This is a genomic window from Candidatus Binatia bacterium, assembly GCA_036504975.1.
Lineage (GTDB): Bacteria > Desulfobacterota > Binatia > UBA9968 > UBA9968 > JAJPJQ01.
Window position 1 is genome coordinate 12,994 of the sequence record DASXUF010000004.1, and the last position, 19,254, is coordinate 32,247.

The window sequence follows — 19,254 nt, forward strand, 5'->3', positions numbered from 1 at the left end:
TCCGTCTGCCCTCGCCGGCGGCGCTCCCGCGCGCGATATCCGCCAAAACGTTGCGCCGCGCTCCCATGCAGCGCGCGCGGTTGATCATGTCCGGGGCGGAGCGTCATCATATCTCCCGACAAACGATCTGAATGGAGCTGATCTGGGCGACCGCCGCCGCCTCGGCATTGACCAGGCTTGCTCGGACTAGGTACTTGTAGTTGTCGTTGTCCACGCGGCGGAAATCCGCCTCGAGGGCCACCGCGGTCAACTCCGCCGCAGTGCCCCCGGCGCCTGTTCCTGCCGCAGCCGCGGAAACGTCCACTGCCCCGGTTTCTTCAAATGGATTGGCCGCTTCTCTCAGCGGCACGTTGATGAACTGAATGGACGTCTGAGCCGGGTCCGAGATCCGTTGCCGTAACAGCGAGACGTTGAACTGTTCAATCGTCCCCGTTCGTCTCCCTCTGACGATCATGCTCTCGATGCGAGACCCGTCAGGAAGCTGCACGGCAAACCAGCCCCTCGCGTTTGCACGCGCGCCCTCCGCGGCAGCAGGCTTGCTCGCAATACCCTCATCGAGGAGCCATTCGGGATTGTTGACGTGCCTGAGAAAGTTCGGAGCGAAGGTGAGTGTGTTGGTCGGAGAGATTGCGCCAACCCCAAGCCGCTCGGCTATTGCCAGAACCGCGGCGCGCAAGCTGTTATGAAAGTCGGGTATAATGACCTGCCCATCGTTCGCTATCGGAATGGAGGCCATCAGCGGGCGAATATCCACCGGTTGCGCGGCGGGCGCAGTAGGAGGCGGAGGTTCCGGCGCAGGGCCAAATCCTCCCGGCGGCCTCGGAGGCAGAATGATCCTGCCAGGTTCACGAATGATATCCTCGAAGAAGATCCTCGCCCGTTCGGTTCGATCTATGGTGATTCTTTCCGTTGCAGCCTCTCGTACGCCGGCCAGGACCCGTCTGTCAGCCATATTAATCTCCTTCCTTAGAGGACCATGTTTGCGAATCGGCCCAGAGCCCAAGCCGCGCGGCCAAAGCGCGAGACGCCGCGGTAACCCAGCGTATGCTTGGCGAACACCAGTACCGGTTGTACGCTCTCGCCTGTTTCCACCGCCAGGACGTTTTCCCAGATCGCATAGAGTTGAATTCGCTCGCGGGCGGCTCCGATCGGCTCGTGATAGAGCGATTCCTGGAGCAAGCCCCGCAGCGAATCGGCGTCAAGCATCGCCACCTCGCTCGACCCGCGCTCGCCGAAGAACACGATCGGATTGAAGCCGAGGGGCGCGTTGGGGCTGGCCATCGGAAGCAGCCCTGCGGCGGGCAAGAACCCAAACCGCCGCGCCGCGACGACCGAGCCGAGGTTGGACTCATCGACTCTCAGGTCTTCGATTTGATCCTCGAACTGCAGCAGCATAGCTTCGGCCTCGCTCAGGCGCCTGCGGCTGATCAACCCGGGCCAGTCCGGACTGATATGCACGTCGGTCACTTTGCGGCGAACGCTCCACAGGTCTATGAAGCGAATCCCTCCAGTCGCGGTCCAAAACAGGACCGCGAGCGGCATCTCGCAATCGGTCAATCGGTTGGGCCGAAGCCCGTCCAGCAAACCATACGTCTCGAGCGGCGGGCCGAATGGATCGGCGAGCGCGGCCTGAGTCTCGGCGATGCCGAAGCAATAGAACGCCACCCGGTTCCGAAGGCGCAGCGCATCGTTCAGCTCGTCTGGAGTGAAATCGAGTTGAATCAGACGAAACTGCACGCCCTCGACCAGGTACTTCGTGTTGCACTCCGCCGCCGCGTTCTGCAACCCGCTCACCGGCGCCCGACCTTCCCGGCCCTGCGCGGGCGAAACCGTCAACAGATACACGCCGGAACCGGTCACGTACGCTCCCGCTTGAAGCGGTGTGCACGTATCGAATGCCGCGGCGTCTGCAGCGGCAACCGCCGTGCCTTGCGGACGCACGAGCGAGAGGTCGACCGCCGTCGGAAGCTTCAAGACATCGCCGTTGCGATTGATCGCCAACCCGGGCTGAACCGTCACAATCGCGCTCAAGCCTGCTTGGGGCGCCTTCGACACTTCGAACCCGTAAGCGACCCCTTCACCGATTGCCCGACCCAGGTGACGCCGCGCCTCGCGGCTCGCGCTCTGTTCCCGGCTCAAGTCTTCAGCGGAAAGCAATCGGCCGTTGAAGAAGTTTGCCGAGCGAATGCCCCCGTCCAGTATCGGTCTCAGCAGTTCCGACGTCCTCATAAGCGTGTGCTCCCCGTTGGCTGCGCTATCGTTCGAAGCGGCTAACTTCGATCATCAACTCAAGCCGTGCAAGCTCCTCGCGATTTATCGTTTCGGCTCCCCGCGTGATCCGCAACTGAAAGCCACCGGTCTGTAGAAACCGGATGAAGGATATCGCCAACGTTTCAAGCCCTTCGACGAGTACGGGCAGTACCTTCACCACGTACTGAAAACTGCCGTCGGGTACTCTGCCGTCCTCGAATGCCACCGTAACCTGGCTGTTGCCCGTCACCTTCGCGACCAGACCGTTGTACACCGGCGGGCGCGCCGTGCCATCGCACTTCACGATCCCGGCGGCCACGATCGCGTACCTGGGCAGTCCGGCCGGGCGCTCGACGGCGTCCGCGCGGGCTGCGGCCGCGGGAATCTCGGCCTGCCATTGATTGGCCCTGAACGTTAGCACCTGTCCGTCCGCGGGCGTTCCGACGACGCGCTGGTTGCGAATCGCGACGACAGTCGTCGCGCCTACCGTGCCGGTTACATCTCCGGCAATGTTGTGGGCGCCCGGGTCGGCCCTATGCGCCGGTATCGGATCGGGAGGCGTGCCATGCGTGTGATCGGCTCGGCTGTACGCCGCCAGCGCGCCCGCGTTTCTCGGCTGACCAAACGTTTCCTCGCCGGCCACTGTGTTTGAAGGGCTGAGCGCCGCAGCAACCGCAGGAATGGCCGTCGGACGCCATTGGCCGTTGCGAAAAGTCAGCACCTCGTCTTGGCGCGGCGGCGTGGGGTCGATGGCGACCTGCTGAATCCTCTCCACCCGCGTCGCGGCCGCCGATCCGGTTGCGTCTCCGGCAAGATTGACGACTCCGCCGCCGGATGGCGGCGACATTACAACGTGTTCGCGCCGGCCGCCGAGCAGCGTCTCTTGCAGCATTCTAAGGTGGACCACGATGGGGCGGCGCTCCTCAGCGACGCGAATCAGATCGGGATGTTCCACCTGCCAATCGGCTCCGCCGCCCGGCACGATCGCCGGCACGTCGACTTCGGCAAGCAGCAAACACTGTTCGATCGGGACCGTCGGACCGTCGCCATTGCTCGAACAACCGTGAGCCCCGGCGAAGAAATCCGGTCTCCACTTCGGCCTGAGCTCAGTCACCCACAAGCGAAACGCCGCATTCAAATAGTCATAAAGCTTGGCGCTATTGATCACCAGCGAGGCGAGAGGCGAACCGAACATGTAATCTGCCAGCGGAGCGGGACCGGGAGCGGGCGGCGAGGTGAGCAAATGCGCCGCCGACCGAAGCGTGTCGAGGAAAACCTGGAGCGATGTGCCGGGAGACGTGTCGCTCACTTCGATCTGACGCAGCCACGCGACGAAATCCCGCACCGCGTCCTCTTCGCGCTGTCCCGGCGGGTCGAGCATCAACTCGAGCCGGAAGTCGTCCACCAGTCGCGACGGCAGCATGATGTCGTCTTCGCTACGGCAAGGCTCGCCTGGAATCGGCACCTTTTCCGACGGGCACTCGCGATACCAGAGCACCACGTAGGCCTTCACGGTCGACGGGGGCGAAGCGAGACGGGTCAACAATTTTTTCTTCGTCGTGTCGAGCTTCAACCAGTCATTTAAGTAGGCGCACTGGGCGCTGGGCACTCGAATCAACTGGCCTTGCGGGCTCAGCGCGACCCCGGGCTCGACCATCACCCGAGGTCCCTTACCGTCGCTTTCAATAGAGACTCGCAATCCCGACACCGTGCCATAGCCGACAAGGTCGCGCGCCATCCATTGATCGTGCCCCGCAAGATAGGCGAACTCTTGATTGAAGTCGTCGGCCCCCAGCACCATGCCGAGGTTGTAATTGACGTGCCGGGTCGGGTCGGGCGCCGCCGTCGGCGTCGCCACGCGTGTTGTAAAAGTGCTCATCGCATTCTCCAAACTTCTGTTGGTTCGCCATCCGAGCGGGGTTGCGGCCCCGCTCTTCGCGCTCAACTCTCCGCAGCCGCCTCGACCTGCTTCGGCTGTCGAAGTCGCCCGCGCCCGAGAATCTGTCTCCGAGCAAGGTCTCGATCGTCCGCCAGATAGCTTTCCGCGAGGTAGCCCTGATCCAGGACCATCGGGATCATCAGCTCGGGCGCGCGGCTGCCGACATCCAGCAGCGTGTCGTAGCCGAGTCTCGCCGCGCCCACTCGAAACATCGCCCAATAGAACTTCACATCGAACACGGTGTGCGCGGGCTTCTCCCAGTTCACGATTCGGGTCGCAAGCTCCCGCTGCCGGTTGAATTCGGCCTGATCGCGCCGCTTCGGGACGGGCAGCAACACGGTGAAGCGGTGGGCGGCGGCTTGCATCCGTACCACGACGCTCTCGAACCGGTACCAATCGGCAACCGCAGCCTCGTGCAACGGCAACTCGTCGAACAGCGAGATGTCGTCAAACCCGGTCCAATGGGTGCCGTAAGCGTCGTTCAGCGCGCCAACCGTTCGGTAGCGGCGCGCAAGAAAATCCTGCCAGCGTGCGCGCATCACCGACGCGGACGTGCCGGCGGTCGCGCGCCGGAATTCGTCCCAGTCTTCGCGCGGCGCCCCTTGCGTGGGTGCATCGTACGGCAGCGGCGCATTTTCAAGCTCGACCCGCGCGATGTCGCCGTAACGGCCGGCCAGAAAATCGCGCCAGAGACTTCGCTCCCCACCGAGCGACTGCGGGACGAAGCCCAGCTCTTGCGTTGCAAAGTCGCGCCAAGCGGCGCTCTTCTCGGCGACAAACGCGTTCCAGTCCGCCAGTGCGGCGCTCGCGGGAGGGAGGCTTTCCGCCGGTGTCACCGCGGCAAAATCGGTAAATTTTGTCGCGTGCGCTTCGTTGACCTCCGCGATCGTCGGGTAGCGCTTTTTCAAGAAGGCCCGCCACAACACGGCATCGTTCGACTCCGCGACCGGAGTTTGCGCCGCAGAGCTCGACCCGGTGAGCTGCTGCCAAACGGGATGGCGCAGCGAAAACGCAACGACCGACGGAAGGCCGTCCGCCGAAAAACGCGCGCGCAAGAACTCGGCGTAGCGGCGATATAAATCGGACCTGCCGTTTTGCGGCCGCCATCCGGCGCTCCGGCTGACCTGCGCGAGACCGAGGCCCGCGCTCGCCTCCATCATCGTCGAATCGCCGAGCGCGATGCCGGGGGTGCGGCGCGCGCGGTAATTCTCGACGATGCGAATCGTGTCGTGCCGCCGATTGAAGGTCCGCTGAACGTCGAAGACGCTTTCGTCGGCGCACCGTTCGAGCGCCAATCTCAAAGCGGCTTTCAAACCGTGGATCGTGCCCCGGTACTGGAAAAAATCCACCGCGTGACGGATAAACAAACGACGCTTGGCGTCGTCCCACGACGGATCGAGCGTGACTCCGAACCAACCCGCGAGCCATTCCAGGTATTCGCGCGGAACGCTGCGAACGTCGAACAGCGTTTCCGCCGCTGCGATCTTGTCTTCGATCGCGGTATAGAACCCTTCGATGTTGGCGAGAAAACGATCCAGGAAAGAAGCCGACTGCCCCTCCTCGCGATAGACCGCCGGCAGATAGTGCGCGAGATAAGAGAAGCGCGGATAGTAGATCCGCATGGCGCGCAGTCGCGGCGTCGTCCTTCCATTGCCGCTGAGCCTCAGCTTGACTTGGATGAACCGGCCGCGCGCATGCTGCAAAAGCAACTCCCAGGTCGCGTAATCCGCCGTCGAAGCGCCGGCCGACGGGCCGCCCTTTGGAGCAAAGGGTTGCTCGGAGCCGTCGCCGCGCCGGTACGGCCTCGGCTCGGGGCGCCATTCGGCGAACGCGACCTCCCTCTTCTCGTTGGCCGCGCGGCTCCAAACTTCGACACCCGTCTCAGGCGGGATGCAGGCGTCCAACATCAGGCGATGCCACCGGCAATCCGGTTCCCCGCCGTCGAGCTTTCTCGTCTCGAGCGTCGCGTTGAGTTGGTACCGCGGCCGCGGTTGCTCGACCAGCGGAATCCACCGATCGTCGAAATCGTAATAGGCCTGGTCACCCGCTGCGACCAAACCTTTGCCTCCAAACAACCGCATAGGAAAGTAAGCAGGCCGCGGATCAAGCTTGAGCTGACCGCCTTCCCGCGAAACGTTGAACGCGAAGGTCTGATTGCCCTGCTCTTCGACTACGTACAGAGCGCCGAAGAGCTCGCCATCCCGCGATGGTTGCTTCGACACGAAGGCGAAGTCGTGGCCGATCAGCGTGAACTTCCACCGGGCATGTTGCAAAAACAATGATTCGAAGGTAGCGGTTGCTTCATCGCCGATCGTTGTCCTAACAAGTTCTAAGAATTTTTTCCCTCCGGCAACCTTCCGCCCTTGTATACTTTTCAGGCCTTGCACGACGTCATGAGGAACGCTATTGGCCGTCAAAGCCGCTAAAGTTTTTTTGGTTACTACGAAACTTGCCTCTGACGAATCCTCTTTTTCGATCAAATCACACATTGCCTCGGTCGAGACCGGACCGCTCAGTTGCGTGGTAAAATCGAAGTGATAGATCGAAGAGAATCCGTTGCTCCCATTGCGGTCGAGGATCAACACCGTCCCATCGGGCAGCGCCTCGATGGCGATCGCGTCGAGGGCGGCGAGCGGGGAGGCGGCTTCGAGCGTGACGCCCTGCGCGGAAACTTGGCGCGGCGCTTTCCGCGGCTCACCGCCCGTCAAAGGCTGAAACAGGTCGCGCTCCATTTCAGCGAGGGCTTCGGCCGACGCGTTACCCATTTCAACGTTGAAACGCCTGTCGAGCGCCCAGTACCGGGGCGTCTTCGCGGGGTTGTTCGGATCGCGGTCGAGTAACCAAACTCCGCCGCCCGGCCGGGCCGCAAAATCAAACGGCGTGAATCCGACCTCTTCCGGCCACAACATCTGGAGCGGTCCCCCGCCAGCATGCAGGTCGAAGATCAACAGCCCGGAAGGTTTCAGGACTCCGGCGACCAGATAGTGATCTTCGGTGACCGCAAGCCCTCTAAACCGCAAGGCCGATAGCTTCGGCGCAGGTTCTGCGGGACTGAACGCCCCGAACTCGAACTCCGATTCGGACGGCGCGCAATCGACGGCCGACCAAAAATGCGAAGTCGTTCCGGTTCCCGCCGAATTGACCAGAATCTCCTCTTCGCTCTCTGCGATCCAGTACCAGTTGCCGTAGCGGTCGCGGTCTGAGCCTCGTCGATCGCTTAATTCGGGAGGTCTGTCTTTGGGAGCAGGTGCAAACTGAAACAACCGCGTCGCGAGCGTCAGCTCGTCGCGCTCGGAGTCCCAACGCAACCCCGCGACATCGGCGTCTTCGTCCGGTTGCTCTCGCATTTGGGCGTCTTTGGCCCGCGACTCCCAAATCTGAGCGAGTGACCGCAGCGGTCGCGAAGTTTGACGCGCCCATTCGCCCGCGCCGGGCTTCGCGCTGCTCCAGTCGCCCCTGCCCAACAGCAGGTGAAATTTTGTCCCATTCGCATCCATCTCTACCTACTTGCACTCCTCCGGGATGACCGGCACGGGAACCAGCGTCGGAGCGCCCGGCGTCTTTCCGCCGCCAGACCTGCCGCGCAACTCATCGAGCGAAGACGGTGCGCCGATACCGACCGAGATTCCGGCTACTCGCGGAAGCTGGAGACCCTTGATGTCCATATAGTCCTTCGCCCCTTCCAGACCTTCAGCCAGCAATACTTCATTGACGAATGACACTCCGGGCACTGCGCTCGCCTTTGCCATCAACTCGAGTTTCACGACCGGCTTGCCCAGCGGCCATCCTCGATCGACTTCGCCCGACTGATCCGCCGGTGATTCCGGACCGCCCTCGAGCGGCGACAGGAATTTGAGAAGTCTGCTCTTCACCGCCTCACGCACCTCCGCCGTGCTTCGACCCGACTCGACGTTGATTCCGACGGATATCCAGACCTGCTTGTAGTCCGGTCCGCGCAAGAACACCTCCGTCGTCACCAGCCTGCGGGAATCGAGATAGGCGCAAACGGCGTCCAGGAAATTCCGATTCGGCATCGGCGCGTCGGGCTGTGCCGGGTCGTATTTGGGAACGATCATCAACGTAACCGCGCCCGGCGCGTCGCCCGCCGCGCTCGAGCCGAGCTCGGGGCTGAACGCCGGCAAAACGTCGACTCGTCCGATCTCAACGCCGGGCGTTCGGCGTGTGATCGTTTTAAAGTCGGCGGCGCTCACCAGACGATCGCGATGCTTGAGGGTGCGCGCGATCTGCTTTTCACCTTCCGTTACGGTTTCCGCTTCAGCGCCGCCCCAGGTCGAAACCGGATTGGCCACCTTGAAGCCCGCGGGCAGAACCGGACTGCTATTGATCGAACCTGCGTTGACGTTGCCGGCGCGCCCCACGGCGTAGTCGTAGTCCACGCTGATCTTCGCGCCGCGCGGAGGTCTTGCGCCATGCTGCCCGTCGCCGAACTTGATCTCGCCCGATTCCGCGTTCACCGTGAAAACCTTCACCGACTCTTTGGCCGCGGCGTATCGGCCGGGCGGGTTGCGCAAATCCGGCACCGGCACCTCCGGACCTGCACTCAGGAGGTCCTCGACCCCCGACCATTCCTCCGTGTCGGGCTTGCTTCCCGCGGCAGCCGGCAATGTGACGAAGACCCTGATCGATCTGGGTATGACCGGTATCTTCGAAAGCACGGCCGATTGATCAGGCGCGCCGGTCCCAGCGGGCAACAATTCATTCGCTACATGCGCGCGCTGGGAGACAAAGACCGAGTTGATCCCCGCCCACAGGAGATTCACCTGAGCGGCCGCCGACGCTTGAACCCGCAGCCACGTGATCAATCGGTCGCTTAGGTTTGAGTCGTCGATCGCGGGGGGGAAATTCATCACGCCTGATTCCAGGGGATCGAGATTGTCCCACAGCTTAAGCTCGCCCGCCGGCGGCAGCGTGATTTGAGCCGTGCCGGGCTCGGCCAGCAGGTTGCCGCTTGCGACGGCGTCGAGCGGCCGATAGCGCGGCACGCGCTCGCTCTCTAAGCTCGAAAGCGTTTCGCCGATGGGCATCTCGTACTTCAACAGCGGGTCGCCTTCGGGATTGGCGCGCCCCGCGGGCTTTAATACGCGGGCGGCATCGTCGAGCGCCGGAACGACGCCGAGCGTCAGCGTCTTTCCCCCGATCGCCGCGCGCACCCGCTCTCGAAGCTTCTCGCGCTCCTCTTCCGTGTTCGCGGCGGGCTTGTCGCTTTCACGCGCGAGCAACGCGATCCAAAGCGAGCCGTCGATGCTTTGGCGCCCGAGGTCGAGCGCCGCCCCTCCCGCGAGCGGGAACGTCGCCGTCTCGTAAAGCTGCGCGGTCGCGGACAATTGCGGCTTCAGGAACGACGCATAGAGCTGCTTGTAATAGTCGCGCAGCTCGCCGGACGGCTGCTCCAGCTCGCGCTTGTAGAAAAGCTTCGCTTCGATCGGCAGGACATCGAGCCCTTGCAGCGTCCGAAACGGGACCTGGCCCGCTCGCACTTCGAGGTCCCGGCTGAGGGTCACGGTCTCGAGCGGGCCGCGCTCGTTGACGAAGGTGACGAGACCTCTGGCGCTCGACGCCGGCTGCAGCCCGATGCCGAGCAGTTGAAGAAACTTCCGGCGATTACGCTCGGGGATCTGATTGCTGCGATACAGCAGGTTCTCCGTCAGGAACGCGAAGACTTCGATCAGAGTGACGCCCGGATCGCTCTTGTTAAAGTTGGTCCATTCCGGCGTGTGGACCGGTATCCGCGCGAGCGCTTCATCCAGAAGCTCCTGGTATCTGCGATCATCCAGAGTCGGAACCGTGACCGGCATTCAGCACCTTTTAGCCTGCGAGCGCGACATTCAAACCGACGCGCTGTCGCTCGCCGGTCGCCACCAGCTTGTAGGTGATCGTAGCGACCGCGGACTGGGGATCGGCCGCGTCGGGCTCGACGCTCACGGACTCGACGCGTATGCGGGGCTCCCACTGCTCGAGCGACTTCTGCATCTGGTCCGCGATCAGGTGGCGCGTCGTCACCGTATTCGGCTCAAATAAGAACCTGGATAAGCTTCCGCCGAAATCCGGCAAGCGCAGCCGCTCGCGGCGCTCGGTCATCAGAATGACTCGAATCGTCTCGCGCACGTTCTGCTCGCCTTCCGACCAAGCCACGCGGCCGTCGGCGCCTACACGCGGCGGAAAGCTTATCCCTCTTCCGAACAAACGACCTTGATCGATCATGACTTCTTCGCCTTAAATCCCGGCAGCGGAAAACACATAATGAAATAAGGGATCCAGCGAAAGATGATGTCCAGCAGGTTCACGATGATCAGCAGGAGGATCAGCGCGCATATCGTGATGATCGGAATCGACAGCGAGCAGATCATCCCGACCTGGAGGCTTGCATCTTTCGGGTCCTTGCACGGACCTTTGTCCGGAACCGACAGATCTTTATGCAGCGGCCACGGAAGCACGGAACGCACCAGGTCCCCCAGCGTCAGGCCTTTCACGCGATCGATCTGGCCGCAGAGCATGTCCGAGATCAGGAAGGCCGCTTTCTTGTCGAACTTCCTCAAACCCGCCGGCGAAGTATCAACCGGCAGCGCGATTCGGATCGGGCGAGCGGGCGCATCCGGATCGAAAAAGCCCGCCATTTGAAACGGCCGCGTGGGCGCGCTGACGATGCCGGGCTCCAAGGGTCCGCAGTTGGGCCGCTCGAAGACGCAGCGCATGACGAACCATCCCTCACGCAGGTCGAGCGGAGTCTCCGCCCCAATCGCCGGCGCAGGCATCGGTTGATCAGGCAGAGGAGGCAACGCAGCTTGAATCAGGTCGGAAAGATGATCGATGCGTCCCAAGGCGGCCTTGAGCGGGTCCGGATCCTCCGGGCCGGGCGCGGGCGGCGGAAACGGCCCGACGAACGACGTGTCTGTGGGCGCGCCCACATCCGCGAGCGGAAATAGAAAAGGGGCCCAGACGCTCGCCGCGTTTGACGCCGAACGGTTATAAGGGGCGGTTACCTTATCGAGCTTGTCTTCGAGCGCGGCGGCGGAAGATTCATCGAGCGATGACCCGCCGAGCATCCGCAACAGCGCCTCTGCCAGCGACTGCGGAATCGTCGCGGGGTTTTGATAAGGAGTGCCTATTCTCAAATCCGAAATCAAGTTCGTCCCGAGCCGGGCACGGTTCAAGGCATCGATCAGCGGCAGCTGCTCAGGACGCGGAGAGGCGCGTCCCGCAAGCGCTTGAACGATTTCTGGAAGGTGTTCTTTGAGGAGCTTGGCGAAATCCAGAATGATGTACCACGAGACGGTTTGGATCTGCTCGCGCGCCGCCTTGAGCGATGTCCGTTTAGCGTCGGGCGGCAGCGGCTCATCTTTGGAAGGAAACTCGGCCGAGGCGGGCGGGCTCTGCATTTGCCGCGCGGCGGCGGCGCGCTCGATCAGCCGCTTCCAAGGTTCGGTGACCTGCGTCCAGACCAGTGACATTCTCGGGTCATTTTTTTTCGCCGCATCGCTGGATGGGCCAGCGGACTGCGGGTCGCCCGCCGGACGCCGCGGCGCTCCCATGTAGCCTTCTCGCCTGCCGACCGGCACCAGCCCGGCAAACAATCTTCTCTTCCGTTCGTCGTCCTCGGTGAAGCTCACCGGGAAAAGCGGCAGCCGCTCCTCGCCCGGCAGCACGACGGCTGGAGCCGCGCCCGGGACCTTTTCGAGCTTTTGCCAGCCGGCGCCCGCAGGGGACCCGACCATGGCGTACTCGTCCCACGCGCTGGGATCGACATCCGGAAGGTCCGTACGCGGGTCCGGCAGCTCCGATGGAAGCAATCGCCGGATCACGAAGTTCACTTTCTCGTTCTTTCCGGCGTCCAACGCTCGATCGGGGAAACCGACGACGCCGCAAACCAAACAGGCGCTGACGAGATAGTAGCGCTGATGCGCAGGTTGATAGAGCTTGAGCGGCGCGGCTCTTCGCGTCTCGCCATTGGACACAGCGCCAAGCAAGGACGATCGGTTGCGCGCGCGTTCCGCCGCCCGCCTGACGCGATCGAGCTTGCGCGCGAAACTCGATCGCGGCTCGGTAAGAGACAGCAATCCGGTTGCCTCGCGTGTCTCCAACGGACCGCGCCACGTTTCTTTGATCGCGACCAGATCCCGCAGCTTGTCGGAATCGGTCTCCACGATCTTCAAGAAATCTTCCATAAAAGAATCCGCGGCAAAGCGCAGAATAGCCGGCTCGCGCATCTTGCCTTGCGCGGCGAACCCCTCGAACGCCGTGGCCTCGAGCCACAGAGGAGACGGGGCCGCCCATTGAACCGGGTGCTCGATCATCGCGTCACCAGATGTTTCCCGCGCCGGGCGTGTAAGAGGCGCTGATTACGCTGTTGCTGATTACGGTGTCGGCCTGCACGACGCCGCTGAACTTCGACATGCCGGCATCGACGGTGACCATCCCCGCGGATATGGCCACCTGACTCGCGTTGATGGTGACCTTGGCCGAGGCATTGACGGTGATGCCGCTGGTTTCGAGTTTCACGGAATTGCCGTTGCTGTCGACGATCTCTACAGAGCCGGGCCCGTCTTTCATCGTCATCTTCTGACCCCCGGGAGTCTCGAGGATCAGCTTTTCCTGGCCGTCGGTGTCGTCGAGCGTTACCTTCACTCCATTGCGCGAGCGGATCACTTTTTTGTAATTCTTGCCCGCGCCATCCATCGATTCCGGCGGGGAATCGGTCCCATTCCAAAGCCCGCCGAGGACGTATGGCCGGCGCGCGTCGCCGCTCTCGAACATGACCAGTACCTCATCGCCGATGTCGGGAATGAACCAGCTCCCGCGATTGTTTCCTCCCATCAGCGTCGCCATCCGCGCCCAAGCCTCGTAGCGCCCGCCGCCGGTGTCGGGCGACCACGGCAACGTCACCTTGACCCGCCCCTGCCCGTCAGGGTCGTTGACGTCGCTGACGAGCGCCGGGTAAACACCGTACCAGCGCCCGCCGAGCCCGGCGGGCACTCTCGAATCGACGATGGTTTCGATATGGACCGTTTCCAGCACGCGACTTCCTTACGCCCTGCCGAGGCCCGGCCTCTCAGCGGTAAATTCGGTCCGGATTCCTTTCGCCCCGTCGAAGACGTGCTTGACCTCCGACAAGTAATACTTTCCGCTGAACAGCGGGCCTAGTGCTTTTAAATCGACGTACGCGCCGACGCGCAGCTTGCTACTGGTTTCGGCGACTCCGCGGCCGACGACGAACCGCCGCGCGCTCATTTTGAAGTAGGCTTCCGCCTCGGCCTGGACCTCCTGACTCGTCAGCGGGACCGTGTGAACCAGCGATTCCTTCCTTTGGCCGAAAGCCGACCGAAGAATGCTCGCGCCGCTGGCATCGCCGTTGAGTTCGCCGCTGACCACCGAGTCGGTCGCTTCGAATTTCAACTGTTGTTTGGCGGCAACGTCCCACCCGCCGACCGTCACGCTCGTGCGCTGGCCGGCGGTGTCGGCGATCACCGAGAACTCACGCAGCTTGTTGCCATAGCTCATCTCGAACGCGCCCTGCGAACGGCGGGTGCGGGGCTTTACGTTCATAGCGTTGTTATCCATCCACAACTCGACGTCGATCGAGCGGGCGCGCTCGCGAAGAAAGGCCAGGTCGCTCTGATTGACCTGGGCCAACACCTTGTAGCTCGGCCCGGCGATATCGATGCTCGCGCTTAAGCCATGCTCGCCGGCGATCTGGCTGAAGAGGTCCCGGTCGCTGACGTTTGAAAATGCGCGCGTGCGCCGGGCCATCCGCAGATCCTGAAAGCGGTCCTCCGCCAGCGCGGTGATTTCGGGCGCTTGCCCTTCGGGAAAGGTCGCTTCGAGCGCGGTGATTTTGCCGTCGAATATCGCGTCGTCGCCGAGCTTGATCTGAAACGCCTGGCCGAAGTCCAAGGTCCGGCGATCGAAGTAGAGAAAGTTCGAAGCGCCGTCCCTGGCGCCGAGGTTTCCGAAGGCCGCCTCACAGCGATAAAGCCCGCCGGTATTTTCGACGATCAACAACCGCAGCAGGCCTCCGCCCAGTTCGGGTTTCTCCTGCCCGCCGACGACGATCGTCGGGCGCGAAGATTGAAATCCGCCGTCTACTGTTCCCGGCATAACTTATCAATGCGCGCGCACTCGGGCGCAGCGTTCCATCTGTCGCGCGACCGCGCGCTCGATCTCGCGCGGGTCAGGGGGCGACGCGGAAGCTTCGGACGTGGAAGGCGCGGCTCCCGCGCTCGCCGCCGGCGCTGCGGGAACGACTTCAAGCTCGTTGATCACGACTGCCATATTCAACCCTCCCGTTTCGGCCTCACCGGTTCAGACTCGCTCCTGCTTGTATGCCCAGGCTCGCGCGCGGCGCCGAAACGCTTGCGCCCGCCGCAACACCGGCGGTCGCTGCGGGCAAGCTGGCGCTCATATCTATCAACTGACCGGGCTGCAGCATGCGCGGATTTTCGATACCGTTGGCCGCCGCGATCGCTTGCCAGTTGTCGCCCTTGCCCTGGCTGTCGGCCAGCGCCTGCAAAGTCGATCCTGCGGGCGCCTGGGTCAGCGGCGTCGTGCCGGCCGGTGGAGTCACCCCGGCGCCGGGCTGCGCGCCCGTGTCGCGAAACGTAAACTTGCTGATCTTCTGCTGCGTCAGGTTGATTGACATGCTCGCGCGCAACGGTTTGCCCTCGGGCGAGAAGAACTCGAGTGACTCTTCGAGCGACTCCATGACGCCGTCGAACTGAAACGAGCCCCATAAAAATCGCGCAGCCGGGGGCTTGAACTTTTTGCCCTCCTCTTTCGGCGTGATGAAGAACGCGACCTCCTGCGTCAGCATTCGAACGTCGGTCACGCTCGTCTCGCCTTTAGGCGTGGCGCCGTCGGGAATCGGCGCCGTGACATCGAACCACAGTTGAAGAGAGAGCTTGGTAGTCCCCGCGCCTACGAATTGCCTTGCCGGCGAGCCGCTCTGGTCTCCCGCGCCCGAAGACTGCTGGATCTGGTTGGCGAAGCTCACCTTCAACGACTCGGGATTGAACTGCACGGTCACTTTTTTGCCGCCGCTCTTCTCGGTGCTGAAGTCGTCTTTCAGCTCCCACAACTGAGCCTTTTCAAGTTTGAGTTCCATACCTCGGTGGCCGCTGGCCGCTAGCTCGACCCTTTCAATGTGAGGGACTCGTAGGCCAGCTGCATTTCTTCGATCGCAATGGCGCCGTCTTTCGCGCTCATGGCCGGCGCCTTGAGCTTGACCGGAACGCAACGGGCCAGCACGAAACGCGCGCGCTCCGTCTTTCCGTCGGGCGCGAACAACACGACTTCCGCGTCGGCGCGCAGCGACCGGTCGGTCAGCATCGTCGAACACCAATTCCAGAGATCGAACGTCGCGGTCATCCCCCGCTTCAACGTTAGCTGGCCGTAGTTCATCGGACCGGTCAGTCGAATCTGTTTGCCGTTGTTGCCCCCCTCGCGAATCGTTTTCACGTCCATGGTCATTTCTAACCCGTCGCAATCGGAGAACGACGCGCTGCAAACTTTCTCGGAAACGCCGGGCACGCTGATCTCGACCGCGAAATTGAACGCGGTGAACGGGTACACGACGGTCTCGTTCGCAGGGTTAGCCATTTTTTAGCGCGTTTCCACCACAAAACTGCGATCGCCGGTATGCACCAAACGGATCGCCATGAAAGTCATCGGCAACGACGGCGCCACCCGAAGCTCGACGATGAACCGTCCCTGATCCACGCTTTGAAGCGTATTCGGCGGATCGCCGGTCACCACCTGAAATGAAGTCTGCGGAGTCGCCCCGGCAAAGGCCCCGCGCGCGAACATCTCGCCGAGCATCGCTTCGAAGCCGCGCTGCACCATTCTGCGAAACGAATCATCGTTCGGTTCGAACACGTAGCGCGTGCCCAGCCTCAGCGCCAACCGCCGCAGCAGGCTGAGCAGGCGCCGCACGTTGATCGGTCTCAGATCATCGTCTTCGGAAAGCGTGTCCGCGCTCATGGCCATAAAGCCGCGCGCGTCTTGCCGGACGATGTTGATGCGCGCCTCCTGCAGATCGAGCCATCGATCGCTTCCGATCGCCGGCGTCAGCGCAACCGGGCCGCGCAGCGCTTCGTTGGCCGGAGCGATCCACGCGCCGCGGCCGAGAGAGCGCGCGGCGATGACACCGGTGGCATCTCCATCGGGCGGGCACGCGCTGAAGCGATTCCGCTGTTCGCCGCCGATCAACCAGGGGTGGTAAATCGCGCCGTGGCTGAAAACGGCCGCTTCTCCCCCACCCAGCGGCCGGCTGGGTGCGGGCACATTTCGCGAGTAACCCTTGCCTTGGAACTCGAATCTGAAGCGCCCATCGACATCGATCTTTGCGCCCGCGGGAGACTTGAGCGTCTTCACGTAGGACTCGGCATCGTCTTCCCGATAATGTTCGGGAAGCGACAGCACGGCAAAGAGATCCCCGCGCGCCGCGCACATGCGCAGGAGCGCGCGCTGCACCGCCAGCAGTGACCGACTCGAATAATCCTTGACCGCCGTCAGTTGGTAGCCGCCAAGCGCGGACACACGAACCCCGACGCCGTTCGACCAATCGCTGGTCTTGCGAACCCGCTCGACTCGAATCCGGTAGTAATACTCGCCAGGCGCTCGGCCTAAGATGACGAAGCTCTCTTCGCCGCCCTCGTAGATCACGGCAGCGTCGCTGAAATTCGGACGCGAGGACTGTTCGAGGATGAATCTGGATTCAGACGGCGGTGATGACGAAGACCAGCTGAGCGTGAAACTGCCGCCCGGGTCGGGCGCCTGCGGTGGCCGGAGGGACGGCGGGGGAGGCGCGTCGGCGTCGCAGTCGAGAAAATGGCCGCGCTCTGGAGCGGTGGCCAGCGGAACCTTCTCTTCGGATTTGCAGTCGCGGAAGTGCCACCACTCGGGCCGCTCGATCGGCTTCGAAGGCTCAGGCACGGGCTCGGGCAACGGCTTCGCCCGGCTCCAGCCGCGATGGATCGCGTCAGGCACCGCGATGATCGTCGCCTCTTCGATGCCGAAGGCGGCGTGAACGCCGCGCAAATGTCGGGGTTGCGGGCTCAGGTAACGCAAGAAGTCAGCTTGCTCGCTGAAACTGGTCGTGCCCGTCTCGACCAGCTCGGGATCGAGGAACAGACCTGCGTTGAAGTCGCCGAGCCCGTCGCGCTCCGGCGGCAGTTCTTCCGTTCGCAAGCGCCCGAGGTATTGCAGGGGCAACGCCGACATGTTGACGGGGAAATAAATGGCCGTTCTTGGTCCTGCTCCGGCAAGCGGGAAGTTTGACACCCTGCTCTCCCGCCCCAGATCCGGCCGCTGCTTGTCGAAAGCGAGCGCGACACGTCCGGGTTCGAATGCTTCGCCTTGCTGGCCGTAAGTTTGAAGACTATAAAATTGGCGGTCGGACGACAGATCGCCCCAGAAACGGGGATGCCGCGCGTTGAAGCCGAGCTCGGTCATGCGCGTCGCCTCGTCGTTGCCGCCCCGGACCCACATCTCGAAGCTGAGTTTTTCTGCGATCGGGAGTTCGGCCGGTAGCGCCCGTTTTTCCCCCGACACAAGCAGACCGTCTCCGCGCAGGCGGGCAGCTCGGCGCAAACCGGAGATATTCTCCGAGCCCGAGTCGGCGACTCGCATCAACACGGTCCGCTTGCCGGCGCTTAATTGAATGAGCGAGCCTGGCGCCGGAACGTTCTCTGTAGAATCGAGCAGCGAGATTTCCAGCTTGTCGCGGGAATCGTCGGGCCAGTCGATCCGGGCCTCGATATTCTCGCTCTCGAATCCGGGCAAGGTCTCATCGCCGCCCGTTGGTTGGACGATAACTCGATTGTAGACTCGCGCAGACGCTGCCGTTTCCGGGGAATCGCTCTGGCGCGGCAGCGGCTGCAACCAAAGTTCTCGAGCACCCGCTATCCGCAGATGACCGCGATCGGACGGCGGACTGTCGAGCGCTTCCGACACCGACTCCACGACGATGACCGCAGCGGTGGCGTCTTTAAAGCTGAGCCGTAGCAGATCTCCCTCGACAACGTCGCCCGCCGCGGCGCGAAGCTCGATCACCAGCGAGTCTTTCACAACGCCGCCCAGCTCTACCGGCGCCCGGACCATCGAGATCACCTCGATCGGTTGAGTAAGAAGCGCCGAGCTGGTTCTCAGCGAATCCGACCAGCTCCCTTCGGAGCGCGCGCGGGCGAGCGCGGGACCGACGAGCGCCAATTGCCCATCGCCATCGAACACGGCCATGGCTAGGCCGGGGATCGGAAAATAATTGTAGGCCGCGGCATCCGACGCGACGCGAATCGCCCAGCAGCGACGGCCGCCGTTGCGAAAAAAACTTCTGACTGCGGGCCCCAGATGCGCGTAGACCTGCCGGCAGCGCTGGCTGTCCCATGCAAGCGGCGCGTCCGCGCCGAAGACCTCCGCAAAGTGATCAGGCCCTTCGATCACGACCGGCGTATGCAGCGGTCCTGACGCCGCGAACCCGACAAACACCGCGATGTCCATGCGTGGCAGCGCTTCCGCCAGCAGCGGCACCGAGGTCTCGAAACGAAAGCCGGGCAATCGACGTGCAGCGTGTTCCCCCAACACCGTCTATTCCATCTCCAGGCGCTCGTAGGCGAGCGTCAACTCTTCCATTGCCACATCGGTGCCCTTGGCGTTCAGCGGGCCGCTAACATGCTTGATGATGCGAGACCGCAACAGTTTCCAGGTTTGCACGATCTTGGTATGGTCCTCGTTCTGCAAATGGACCGTGACGGTGCGCTCGGCGTTCTGATTACCGTTGCGGATGTCGTTAAGCCACTGGTACAGATTGAGGGAGCCAATCACCCCGCGCTTCAAGGTGACGTCCGTAGCCTTGTTCAGCCCAGTAACCTTGCGGACGCTGTTCTCCTTCGAGTTGCCAGTACGGTACTCGGCCACGGTCACCTCCATGCCAATGTTGCTGCACTCCTGGAAACCCGCTTCCGGGCCGTCGGTGTTGCCGGTCCCGAGGTCTACGAGAAAATTGAACTGCACGTAGGGACGGTCACGTAGCTCAGCCATACGATTCTCCTTTCGCG

At 62.9% G+C, this 19,254-nt stretch carries 14 protein-coding genes; all 14 read right to left on the reverse strand.

Translation table 11 applies throughout. From position 1 onward, the window contains the following. Window positions 1-106: 106 nt before the first annotated feature. Window positions 107-952, reverse strand: coding sequence for a hypothetical protein (locus VGL70_00175; protein HEY3301927.1), 846 nt, complete (start codon window positions 950-952; stop codon window positions 107-109). A 14-nt stretch (window positions 953-966) separates the two neighbouring features. Beyond that, complete coding sequence (locus tag VGL70_00180) at window positions 967-2,229, reverse strand: hypothetical protein (protein HEY3301928.1); 1,263 nt, start codon at window positions 2,227-2,229, stop codon at window positions 967-969. Window positions 2,230-2,254: 25 nt separating this feature from the next. Beyond that, window positions 2,255-4,129, reverse strand: coding sequence for a hypothetical protein (locus VGL70_00185; GenBank protein ID HEY3301929.1), 1,875 nt, complete (start codon window positions 4,127-4,129; stop codon window positions 2,255-2,257). A 62-nt stretch (window positions 4,130-4,191) separates the two neighbouring features. After that, window positions 4,192-7,686: a phage tail protein gene (locus tag VGL70_00190; protein HEY3301930.1), complete on the reverse strand. Its 3,495-nt coding sequence runs from the start codon at window positions 7,684-7,686 to the stop codon at window positions 4,192-4,194. A gap of 6 nt (window positions 7,687-7,692) precedes the next feature. Continuing rightward, window positions 7,693-10,005, reverse strand: a complete 2,313-nt coding sequence (locus tag VGL70_00195) for a putative baseplate assembly protein (protein HEY3301931.1) — start codon at window positions 10,003-10,005, stop codon at window positions 7,693-7,695. 10 nt (window positions 10,006-10,015) lie between these two features. Beyond that, a complete protein-coding gene (locus VGL70_00200) occupies window positions 10,016-10,411 on the reverse strand; it encodes a GPW/gp25 family protein (protein ID HEY3301932.1) in 396 nt (131 codons plus the stop codon). Then, on the reverse strand, window positions 10,408-12,501 hold the full coding sequence (locus VGL70_00205) for a hypothetical protein (GenBank protein HEY3301933.1): 2,094 nt from the start codon (window positions 12,499-12,501) through the stop codon (window positions 10,408-10,410). The genes VGL70_00200 and VGL70_00205 overlap by 4 nt, the downstream gene beginning before the upstream one ends. A 4-nt stretch (window positions 12,502-12,505) precedes the next feature. Beyond that, complete coding sequence (locus VGL70_00210) at window positions 12,506-13,219, reverse strand: phage baseplate assembly protein V (protein ID HEY3301934.1); 714 nt, start codon at window positions 13,217-13,219, stop codon at window positions 12,506-12,508. Window positions 13,220-13,231: 12 nt separating this feature from the next. Beyond that, window positions 13,232-14,302, reverse strand: coding sequence for a hypothetical protein (locus VGL70_00215; GenBank protein HEY3301935.1), 1,071 nt, complete (start codon window positions 14,300-14,302; stop codon window positions 13,232-13,234). 6 nt (window positions 14,303-14,308) lie between these two features. After that, complete coding sequence (locus VGL70_00220; GenBank protein ID HEY3301936.1) at window positions 14,309-14,476, reverse strand: hypothetical protein; 168 nt, start codon at window positions 14,474-14,476, stop codon at window positions 14,309-14,311. Between the two features lie 22 nt (window positions 14,477-14,498). Further along, window positions 14,499-15,305, reverse strand: coding sequence for a LysM peptidoglycan-binding domain-containing protein (locus VGL70_00225; GenBank protein HEY3301937.1), 807 nt, complete (start codon window positions 15,303-15,305; stop codon window positions 14,499-14,501). A 20-nt stretch (window positions 15,306-15,325) separates the two neighbouring features. Further along, complete coding sequence (locus tag VGL70_00230) at window positions 15,326-15,799, reverse strand: phage tail protein (protein HEY3301938.1); 474 nt, start codon at window positions 15,797-15,799, stop codon at window positions 15,326-15,328. Window positions 15,800-15,802: 3 nt separating this feature from the next. Next, window positions 15,803-18,754: a hypothetical protein gene (locus VGL70_00235; GenBank protein HEY3301939.1), complete on the reverse strand. Its 2,952-nt coding sequence runs from the start codon at window positions 18,752-18,754 to the stop codon at window positions 15,803-15,805. A 30-nt stretch (window positions 18,755-18,784) separates the two neighbouring features. Then, complete coding sequence (locus VGL70_00240) at window positions 18,785-19,237, reverse strand: phage tail protein (protein ID HEY3301940.1); 453 nt, start codon at window positions 19,235-19,237, stop codon at window positions 18,785-18,787. Window positions 19,238-19,254: the final 17 nt, after the last annotated feature.